Here is a 10,200-nt window from a genome sequence, read left to right as displayed (position 1 = left end):
GCATTGAGGATGCCCCAAGGCACGTTCATGCCTTGCTGCGACAGCTCGGAAGCCACGATCGGCAGCGTCTTGGCGTTGGAACTCGACAGCATCAGCGCGATCAGGAACTCGTTCCAGACCAGCACGAAGCTGAAGGCGATGGCGCCGATCAGCGAACGCGCCGCGACCGGAAGCGCGATCCGCCAGAACACCGAATAGGCGCCGTAGCCGTCGACGAAGGCCGCCTCCTCGATCTCCTTCGGCACGCCCTGGAAAGCCGGGATCGCAAGCCACATGATCACCGAGATGGTGAGCAGCGAGTAGGTGACGATCAGCGCCGGCAAAGTGTCGTAGAGGCCGACCTGCAGCCAGATCACCATCAGCGGGATGGCGACCGCCACCGGCGGCAGGAAGCGCAGCGAAAGCACGAAGAACTGGATGTCGCCGGCGAAGCGGTTGGGATAACGCGCCACGGCATAGGCGGCCGGCAGCCCGAGCACGATGCCGATCAGCACCGCCGCGCCGCAGGCGACCGCGGAATTGTAGAGCCCGGTCAGCACGCTGTCGCGGCCAAGGATGTAGCTTATATTGGCAAGCGTCGGCGTGAAGATCACCTTCGGCACGCGCGTGATGATGTCGACATTGTTCTTCAGCGCGTTGAGCGCCGTCCAGAGAAGCGGGAACACGGCGAGGAACCCGGCCAGCGCCAGGATGGTTTTCGCGATCAGGCGGCCTGGTCTTATCCGATATTGCTTCATGCCTGCACCCGCTTCCACAGCATGGTGAAGGTGATGACGGTCGCGATCATCATCAGCACCGCCATGGCCGAAGCGTAGGAGACCTTGCCGGACTCGATGAAGCCCTGCGAGAACGCATACATGTCGAGCGTTTCGGTCGCCACGCCCGGTCCGCCGCGCGTCATCACATAGATCAGGTCGAAGGAGCGCAGCGATTCGATCATCTTGACGAACATCAGGCTGATCAGCGGCGCCTTCAGCATTGGTAGCGTCACATAGGCATGGATCTGCCAGCGCTTGGCGTGGTCGAGCCTGGCCGCCTCGATCGGCTGCGGCGGCAAGGTTTCGAGCAGCTTCAGCACGATGACGGCGAAGAACAGCCCCCATTGCCACACGTCCACCGAAGCGACGGCGAAGAGCGCTGAGCCGGGCTTGGACAGTGGATCGAAGATCAGCCCGCCGGTGATCAGCCGGTAGGGATAGGTGGCGATGCCGTAGAGCGGGTGATAGGCGAACTTCCAGACGAAGGCCGCCGAGACGCGCGGCAAAAGCACCGGGATGATGAACAGAAGGCAGTAGAAATTGCGCAGCTGTGGCGAGGCGACCTCGAACATCAGCACGCCGAGCCCGATCGCCACCACCATCGTCGCCACGACGGTGACGATCTCCCATTTCACCGACACCCAGACGGCGTTGAGGAAACGGCGGTCGCTGAAGAGATCGGCGAAGTTCGAGAACCACACCCAGGAATAGCTCGGCGCGCTCAGCTCGCGATTCTGCAGCGCGATCACGATGGCGTAGAGCGTCGGCACCATCGACAGCACCAGAAGGATGGCGAGGGTGGGAACCAGAAATGTGACCGGCAGGGAAGAGCGTCGGCGCATTGCCTATCCTCGGGAGGTAATGTGGTCGCTGATATGAAACCCGCGGCGCGGATCCCGGCATTCCTTCGAATGCCGTGGACCGCGCGCCGCGGGCGGGAGGATTACTTCTTCTTCACCAGCTCGTTGGCATAGGCCTCGAGCTCATTGAGGCCGCCCTTGATGTCGGTGCGCGTGCCGGTGACCAGTTCTTCCAGGATGATGCCCCAGCGGTCGCCGAGATCGGGCCAGCGCGGATCCTGCCAGAAGTTCACCGCCGTCACCTTGCCGGTTTCGGCCAGAGCCTGGCCGAGATCGGCGCCGTAGATGTCGGCGAACTCCTTGCTGGAGAGCACGCTGGTGCGGTTCAGCTCGCCGAACTGATGCGCATCGAGCCGGCGCTTCTCGTTCTCCTTCGACGTCGCCCAGGCGATGAACAGCCCGGCGCATTTCTTCGCCGCGTCATCCGCATTGGCCTTGGTGCCGATGGCGAGCCCATGGCCGTAGCCGCCGCCGGGCAGCGGCGAGGGCGGCGGCAGGAAGCCGACCTTGCCGACCACCTGCGAGGTCTTCGGGTCGACCGCCATGCCCGACAGCGGCGTCGATTCGACGAGGATGGCGACCTGGCCGGAGAGGAAGGCGCCGGTCGATTCATCCCAGCTGCCGGTCTGCGTGCCGGGCGCCGAGTCCTTGAACAGCTTCAGATAGGTCTCCGTCGCCTTCACGGCGGCGTCCGAATTGAAAGCCGGCTTGTCGCCGTCGAACCACTTGCCGCCATAGGCCTTGAAGAACGGCATCCAGCGCCAGACATTGGCGCCCGAGCCGCGCGCGCCGCGCAGCGCGATGCCGTATATGCCCTTGTCGGCATTGGTCAGCTTCGGCACGTCGGCGATCAGCTCGTCCAGTGTCTTCGGCGGCTGGATGCCGGCGGCCTCCAGCACGTCCTTGCGATAGACCATCAGGTCGCCGCCGCCGGTCAGCGGCGCGAACCAGACCTTGCCGTCATAGGTGGCAACCTTCTGGCGGCCGGGATCGAAATCGGCATAGTCGTAGTCAGCCGGGTAATAATCGGTCAGCGGCACGATCCAGCCCGAGGAGGCGAACAGCGCCACATTGGCCTCGTCGACATAGTAGACGTTGTAATTGCCGACGGTGGAGGCATCGGCGCGCGACTTGGCGCGGCGGTCGTTCTCGTTGAGATAGTCGATCTGGAACGAGGCGCCGGAGAGTTTCTTGAACTCGTCCTTGGAGTCTTCCAGAAGCGTCAGCCCGTCGCGCGGCTGCGCCAGCACCTTGACCGGCGCCGAGCATACGGGCGCCTGCGCAAGTGCAGCGGTTGAAACGGAAGCGGTAAGCACGAACGCTGCGCCGAGGCTGGCAGCGAGCCGATATGATTTCATTGATTTTCTCCTCCAGGAACAGTCGCGAAGCGGCAGATCCTTGGCCAAGCGACCCTCACCGTCGCCCGTCTGACCTGTCACCCGTCGCCAAAATGAGCAGTTGGAGAAGGCGAGACTAGAAGCCCCGTTGCAGCAGACATGTACTTTTATGCATTGTGCGCCGCAAAAAATGTCACCGGCAGAGTCTGCCCGTCACACGAGTATCAGTGCAATCGGAAGTGGGCGGGTATCGGCTGTGTCACGCCCTTAGTGTCAGCCGCTGCCGCGACAGCTTGCGGTAGGATGACGGCGTCATCTTGTGCTTGCGCAGGAAGGCGCGGTTGAAGTTGGAGATGTTCATATAGCCGACCTGGAAGCAGATGTCGGTGATCGGGATCTCGGTGTCCGCGAGCAGCTTGCAGGCCTGCCAGAGCCTCAGCTTGGCGACATGGTCGCTAAAGGAGTTGCCGGTATTTTTCTGGAAGAAGCGCGAGAAGGTGCTTTCGCTCATGCCGGCCAAGGCTGCCACGTCCGGCAGCTTCAGATCCTCGGCGAAATGCTGGAACAGATAGATCAGCGAACGCTGGATGATGTCGAGCGACTCCGCGTCGAGCAGCGGGGAGAAATCCGGCGACGACAACAGCGCGTATTCGTCGGTGGTGGCTAGCAGGTCGAGCAGCTGGAGGAACATGCGGAACCGCGCCAGCCCGTGCACTTCGCCCATTCTCTCCATCAGCTCGGCGCCGTCGAGCGCCGTCTGGCCGTGAAAGACCATGCCGCGCAGCGAGCGCTCCAGGAACGGCTCCAGCTCGCGCAATTCCGGCAGCAGACCGGATGAACCGCGCAGCCGCTCGGCGTCGAACTGCAGCACGATATCGCGCCCTTCGATCAGCTCGCCCGGCTGCACCGCCGTTACCCAGTCATGCGGCAGCCCGCCGCCGACGATGGTCAGATAGCCCGGCCCGAACTCGCCGATATGGTCGCCGACGAGCACCACGCCCGACGATTTCCGCAGAAGATGGATCTCGTATTCCGGATGGAAATTCCAGACATTGCGCTCCCACGGATAATCGTCCAGCCGCCACAGGAAACTCTCGCTCGCCTCCGTGACGATGTGCTCGAAGGCGGGCGCCGTGCGCGGAATCGCGGCCGTGTTCTTTCTGCGCCTGAACGGCATCCATTCCTCCCGGCATGGCGCGCCGGCTGCGCATGCCCGGGGCATCCGTAGCAGCCTGCGGCCGGCAAATGAAGGAGGCGCGGGGGAATCGCAGCTCCGCCTGGATCAATCGCTAAGCCGGCCTCCTCCCTTGCCAACATGTCGCGTTTCGTTCACAAGGCGGCGCAAATGGCGCCATTTTGCGCCATTGTGTACGGCTTCCGGCCCTTTTTTGCCGACGCGCCGTGTTCTGAAAGAGCGGAACAATGTCTGCGATCGAAACCGGCGCCCTCGCGCCGGAAAACCTTTGGCGTCAGGAAATCAGGGCGACGGTAGCGCTCGCCTGGCCGATGGTGCTGACCAATCTCGGCCAGACCGCGATGACCGCGACCGACGTCATGATGATGGGTCGGCTGGGGCCGGATACGCTCGCCGCCGGCGCGCTCGGCTCCAACCTCTATTTCATGCCACTGATCTTCGGCTTGGGCCTCATGCTGGCGACCTCGCCAATGATGGCGACCGAGCTCGGCCGCCATCGCCATTCGGTGCGCGACCTGCGCCGCACCGTGCGACAGGGCCTGTGGCTGGCGATCCTGATCTCTCTCCCGATCTGGATTTTCCTCTCGCATGGCGAAGAGGTGCTTCTGGCCATGGGCCAGAAGCGGGAGCTCGCGCATCAGGCCGGCATCTATCTGCACTGGCTGCAATGGGCGGTGCTGCCCTTCTATGGCTACATCGTGCTGCGCTCCTTCATCTCGGCGCTGGAGCGGCCGGGCTGGGCGCTGATCATCGTTTTCGTCGCAGTCGCTTGCAACGCATTCTTCAACTGGGTGTTCATGTTCGGCAATCTCGGCGTCAAATCGATGGGCATCGCCGGCTCCGGCCTCGCCACAACTTTGTCCAGCACGCTGATGTTCATCGGCCTGGCGGCGGTGGTGATGCTCGAGAAGAAATTCCGCCGCTACCGGCTATTCGGTCGCTTCTGGCGCTCCGACTGGCCGCGCTTCCGCGGCCTGCTGAGGCTCGGCCTGCCGATCGCCGGCATCCTCGCCTTCGAGGTGACGATCTTCAATGCGGCGGCCCTGCTCATGGGCCTGATCGATGCGGACTCGCTCGCCGCCCATGCGATCGCCATCCAGATCGCCTCGATCTCTTTCATGGTGCCGCTCGGCCTCAACCAGGCGGTAACGGTCCGGGTCGGCCTGGCGCATGGCGCCGGCAATCCGGAAGGCGTTTCGCGCGCCGGTTGGACCGCCTTCGTCATCGGCGTCTCCTTCATGGCGCTGATGGGCCTGGTGATGATTCTGTGTCCGCACGCGCTGATCAGCGCCTTCATCGACCTCGGCGATCCGGCCAATGCCAGGGTGATCACGCTTGCCGTGTCGTTCCTGGTGTTCGCGGCGCTGTTCCAGATCTTCGACGGCGCCCAGGCGGTTGCCGCCGGCATGCTGCGCGGCCTGCACGACACCAAGGTGCCGATGATCTACGCCGCGATCGGCTATTGGGGCGTAGGCCTGCCGCTCGGCGTGCTGCTTGCCTTCCATTTCGGCCTGAACGGCGTCGGCATCTGGATCGGCCTGGCCTCCGGGCTGGCCGTGGTGGCGGCGCTGCTGCTCGCGCGCTGGCTCAGGCGCGACCGCATCGCGCCGGCGCTCGCCTTCGGGCATTGATCGACAAGGCTGCCGGTCCGCTCGGCAGCCTTTCGCCGGTTCAACGAACCGCCGCGCGCTCCAGCCGCCGCGCATATTGCGTCAGCGGGAAGCACATGACGAAGAAGATCAACGCCACCAGCCCATAGACCTTGAATGGCTCGAAGGTGGCGTTGTTGATCGCGTTGGAGGTTCTGACCAGTTCCTCGAAGCCAATGATCGAGGTCAGCGCAGTCGATTTGATCAGCTGCACCAGGAAGCCGACGGTCGGCGCGCGGGTGATGGCGAAGGCCTGCGGCAGGATGATCAGCCTGAGTTCCTGCAGATAATGCAGGCCAAGGCTGGCGCCGGCGTCCCACTGGCCGCGGGGCAGGGCGTCGACGCCGCTGCGCCAGATCTCGGCGAGATAGGCGCTGGCGAAGAAGGTCAGCCCCAGCACCGCCGCCGTCCACGGCTCGATGCGCAGGCCCAGCATCGGTAGGCCGAAGAACATCAGGAAGAGCTGCATCAAAAGCGGCGTGCCCTGGAACAGCGCGATGTAGCCCGAAGCGATACGCTTCACCCATTTGTTTTTGGCGATGCGGAAGAACAGCACCACCAGCCCGACCAGCGCGCCGCCGATGAAGGCGGCGAGCGACAAAAGCACGGTCCAGCGCGCGGCGAGCAGAAGGTTGCGCACGATGTCCCAGAGAGTGAACTCGATCATGACACGCCGGCTCCAAGAACGCGGCGGCCGCCGCTGACCAGCAGCCGGCGCAGCCCCATCGACAAGCCGAGATAGACCATCGTCACCGCGAAATAGGTTTCGAAGGCGCGGAAAGTGCGCGCTTGCAGCATGTCGGCCTCGTAGGTCAGCTCGCGCACCGCGATCTGCGACACCACGGCCGATTCCAGCATCATGATGACGATCTGGCTGGTCAGTGCCGGATAGATCACTTTCAGCGCCTGCGGCAGCACGATCTTGATGAACACCTGGCGCGGCCTGAGGCCAAGCGCCAGGGCTGCTTCCGTCTGGCCGCGCGGCACGGCGTCGAGCCCGGCGCCGACGATTTCGATCGTGTAGGCCGCCATGTTGAGCGTCATCGCCAGCATTGCGGCCAGTATCGGGTCGAGCCTTATGCCGAGGCTGGGCAGGCCGAAGAAGATGAAGAACAGCTGCACCAGGAATGGCGTGTTGCGCATCACCTCGACATAGCAGCCGATCGCCAGCTGAAGCGGCTTTGGGCCGTTTCTTTTGCCGGCGGCGCCCAGGATGCTGAGGAAGGTGCCGGCGAGCGTGGTGACGGCGATCAGAAGCAGCGTCATCGCCGCGCCGCGCGCGATCACGCCCGCCGCACCCGCAAGCCAGCCGAAGTCGAGGCTGTAGCCCATGGCGATTGACCTTGTTGGAGCAGGCGGAACGGCTCAGCCCTTCGTTACAGGCTGAGCCGCGCCGGAGATCAATCCTTGAGGTTGTCGGGGTTGAGCGGCGTCTTCAGCCAGGCCTTGGAGCTCTCGTCCAGCTTGCCGTCGGCGAGCATCTTGGCGACCGCGTCGTTCACCGCCTTCTTCAGCCGGTCCTCATTCTTGTTGAGGCCGATATGCGAGGGCGAGGTCAAGAGCTGGAATTTCTGCTCTGGCTGCAGCACATCCTGCTTGGCCAGCACCTGCGCGCCGACATCGTTGCCGACCACCATCAGCTGCGTCTGGCCGGAGATGAAGGCCTGGATGACGGAATTGTAGTTGTCGAAGCGGCGGATATCGGCGGAAGCGGGCGCCGCTTCCGTCAACGACGTATCCTCCAGCGTGCCGCGGTTGACGGCGATCGACTTGTCGGCGAGGTCTTCCTTGCCTTTCACCGCCGTTGCTTTCGGCCCGATGACGGCGATGTAGTAGGGCGCGTAGGCGGCGGCGAAGTCGATCACCTGCTCGCGCTCCTTGGAATAGCCGACGCTCATCAGGATATCGACGCGCTTGTCGGTGAGATACGGGATGCGGTTCTGGCCGGTGACGCTGACCAGGTTGAGCTTCACCTTGAGCGAATCGGCGATCGCCTGCGCGACGTCGATGTCATAGCCCTTGATGCTCATATCGGCGCTGGCCGAGGAGAAGGGCGGGAAGTCCGAGAAGATGCCGACATTGATGGCGCCGGCCTTGACGATGTCGTCGACGGCGTCGGCTTTCGCCTGAGTAGCGAGGCCGGCAGTGCCGAACATCATCGCTGCTGTGATTATGGATTTCAGTGCGTTGCGAAGAGTCATTGTTGTTCCCCTGCTGGAAGCTTGTTTGTTGCGTCCGGCCGCCGGCTCCAGCGCGGCGGCCGTATTGGCTAAGCAATTCCAGGAAAGTGTGACGCGGTTTAGGCTTGGCGACTTCGCCATAGCTTCCGTCCGGAATTGCGTGAAATTAAGAAGTCTCAGCCTTTCTTGATCGCCGGGCTGAACGCCATGAGGCTGAGAATCTCGAAAAGCACCTGCGCGCCGACATGGGCGGTGTTGGTGGTGGAGTCGTATTGCGGCGCCACCTCGACGACGTCGCCGCCGACGATGTTGAGGCCCTTCAGGCCGCGCAGCAGTTCGAGCACCTCGCGCGTCGTCAGCCCGCCGACTTCCGGCGTGCCGGTGCCCGGCGCGAAGGCCGGATCGATGCTGTCGACATCGAAGGAGATGTAGGTCGGCCCGTCGCCGACAATCTTGCGCGCCTTTTCGATGATCGCCGGGATGCCGAGGCCGGTCACCTCCTCGGCATGCACGACCGTCATGCCGGACTCGTAGGTGAACTCCCACAGATATTCGGCCGAGCCGCGGATGCCGATCTGGATGGTTCGCGACGGATCGAGCACGCCGTCCAGCACCGCGTTGCGGAAAGGGCCGCCATGGTGGAACTTGGTCATGTCGAACAGCCCGCTGGTGTCGCAATGGGCGTCGATATGGATCATGCCGACGGGCGACTTCTTGCCGACCGCCTTCAGGATCGGATGGCTGATCGAATGGTCGCCGCCGACCGAGAGTGGCAGCACGCCCGCATCGACGATCTGGTTGGTGCGCTTTTCGATGTCCTCGTGGCTGATCTCCAGCCGGTAGCGACTGCGGAACGGCGTGTCGCCGATGTCGGCGACGCGAAGCTCATGCGTCGGCGCGCATTCCAGCACATGATTGTAGGGCCCGATGCGTTCGATGGCGCGCAGCGCGCGCGGCCCGAAGCGCGAGCCGGGCCGGTTGGTGACGCCGAGATCCATCGGTACGCCGATCATCGCCACCTGCAGGTCGCCGAAGTCCGGGTTCTCGGCGGCGATCTCGCGATAGGGCGCGGCGAGAAAGGTCGGGATGCCGGAATAGGGGGCGAGGCGGGTGCCCGACTTGTTGAAGAGCTTGTCGGCGACCTTGCGGAATTTCGGGTCGAACATCCCGCCGCCATGGCTCTCGCCATATTTGCGGCGCAACGCTTCGAGCTTGCCGCGATCGTAACCCATGTCCGGTCCTCCTGTGCCTGCCTGTAGCGCATGGACGATTTACCAAGCCGGCCGGATCGTTTCCCGGCGGCTGCGCTGCGGATTTCCCATCTCTTGACGCTGTTCCGGGCAAAAGTGTCGAGCAGCCGCATTGAAAAATCAATTGATATTGTTAGGGTCTTGGTTGTGAGAAAATCTCACAAAGTAGGAGCCGTTCCATGGCCAAGCGCCTGCCGCCGCTGAACCCGCTGCGCGCCTTCGAGGCCACGGCGCGGCACGCCTCGCTGACCAAGGCGGCGGGCGAGCTCAATGTCACGCATGGCGCCGTCAGCCACCAGATCAAGGCGCTCGAGCAATCGCTGGGCGTGAAGCTCTTCGAGCGCACAGGTCAGCGGGTGAAGCTGACGCCGCATGGCGCCGAATTCCTGCCGGCGGTCTCGGCCGCCTTTGAAGGCATCGCCGCCGCCACGCAGCGCATGACGCGGCCGGCGAGCGCCGGCACGCTGTCGGTCTCCTGCGTGCCGGCGCTGCTCTTGCTCTGGATGACGCCGCGGCTCGGCTCCTTCACGGCGCAATATCCCGACATCCAGCTGACGCTGATCCCCTCCAACGATCCCAGGGACATCCGCGCCGCGGACATCGACGTCTGCGTGCATTATGGCGACGGTGGCTGGAGCGACTGCTGGATACGCAAATGGTCCGGGCTGGAATTGTTTCCCGTGGTCAGCCCGACGCTGATCAACAACCGGCCGATCCGCAGCGTCCGCGACCTCGCCGACCACGTCTTCCTGCATGGCGACGATGGCCGTGAATGGCACACCTGGCTGGCCGCCGCCGACGCGCTCGATCTCGAGCGCGGCCGCCGCCACCGTCTGGGCGATGCGCGCATGGCGACGGAAGCCGCCGTGCACGGCCATGGTGTTGCGCTCGGCGATTCCGTCACCGCGCGCGCCTTGCTTGCCAGGGGCATGCTCGTCGCGCCCTTCACGCTCTCGGTGCCGGCGGTCCAC

General features: G+C 64.1%; 10 protein-coding genes. 2 read left to right on the top strand and 8 right to left on the bottom strand.

Annotated features, from left to right (window positions below; genetic code table 11):
- The 4 genes from EOA23_RS27260 to EOA23_RS27245 form a co-directional block, all read right to left on the bottom strand.
- The coding region (locus tag EOA23_RS27260; RefSeq protein ID WP_189341722.1) for a carbohydrate ABC transporter permease at positions 1-737 on the bottom strand (737 nt) is incomplete at its 3' end.
- Positions 734-1,600 (bottom strand): sugar ABC transporter permease, encoded by an 867-nt coding sequence (locus EOA23_RS27255; protein WP_127306424.1) that lies wholly within the window; start codon positions 1,598-1,600, stop codon positions 734-736. The genes EOA23_RS27255 and EOA23_RS27260, both read right to left, overlap by 4 nt.
- Before the next feature lie 101 nt (positions 1,601-1,701).
- Complete coding sequence (locus EOA23_RS27250) at positions 1,702-2,976, bottom strand: extracellular solute-binding protein (RefSeq protein WP_127306423.1); 1,275 nt, start codon at positions 2,974-2,976, stop codon at positions 1,702-1,704.
- A 238-nt stretch (positions 2,977-3,214) separates the two neighbouring features.
- Complete coding sequence (locus EOA23_RS27245) at positions 3,215-4,132, bottom strand: AraC family transcriptional regulator (RefSeq protein WP_127306422.1); 918 nt, start codon at positions 4,130-4,132, stop codon at positions 3,215-3,217.
- Positions 4,133-4,377: 245 nt separating this feature from the next.
- Here EOA23_RS27245 and EOA23_RS27240 point away from each other — a divergent pair, with 245 nt between their 5' ends.
- Positions 4,378-5,781, top strand: coding sequence for an MATE family efflux transporter (locus tag EOA23_RS27240; protein ID WP_127306421.1), 1,404 nt, complete (start codon positions 4,378-4,380; stop codon positions 5,779-5,781).
- A gap of 40 nt (positions 5,782-5,821) precedes the next feature.
- Here EOA23_RS27240 and EOA23_RS27235 read toward each other — a convergent pair whose 3' ends face one another.
- The 4 genes from EOA23_RS27235 to speB all read right to left on the bottom strand — a co-directional run bounded on the left by EOA23_RS27235 (position 5,822) and on the right by speB (position 9,211).
- Entirely contained in the window at positions 5,822-6,466 is a 645-nt protein-coding gene (locus tag EOA23_RS27235) for an amino acid ABC transporter permease (RefSeq protein WP_127306420.1), read from the bottom strand.
- A complete protein-coding gene (locus EOA23_RS27230) occupies positions 6,463-7,131 on the bottom strand; it encodes an amino acid ABC transporter permease (protein WP_127306419.1) in 669 nt (222 codons plus the stop codon). Before EOA23_RS27230 ends, EOA23_RS27235 begins: the two co-directional genes overlap by 4 nt.
- 68 nt (positions 7,132-7,199) lie before the next feature.
- Positions 7,200-8,000 carry a transporter substrate-binding domain-containing protein gene (locus EOA23_RS27225; protein WP_127306418.1) on the bottom strand — a complete coding sequence of 267 codons (801 nt, stop codon included), beginning with the start codon at positions 7,998-8,000 and terminating at the stop codon, positions 7,200-7,202.
- 155 nt (positions 8,001-8,155) lie between these two features.
- Positions 8,156-9,211 carry an agmatinase gene (speB, locus tag EOA23_RS27220; protein WP_127306417.1) on the bottom strand — a complete coding sequence of 352 codons (1,056 nt, stop codon included), beginning with the start codon at positions 9,209-9,211 and terminating at the stop codon, positions 8,156-8,158.
- Positions 9,212-9,408: 197 nt separating this feature from the next.
- Here speB and EOA23_RS27215 point away from each other — a divergent pair.
- A partial coding sequence (locus EOA23_RS27215) for a LysR substrate-binding domain-containing protein (RefSeq protein WP_127306416.1) occupies positions 9,409-10,200 on the top strand: 792 nt, incomplete at its 3' end.

The organism is Mesorhizobium sp. M2A.F.Ca.ET.042.01.1.1 (genome assembly GCF_003997405.1).
GTDB lineage: Bacteria > Pseudomonadota > Alphaproteobacteria > Rhizobiales > Rhizobiaceae > Mesorhizobium.
Note: the sequence above shows the minus strand (reverse complement) of the source record. Positions and strands in the feature narration are given on the sequence as shown.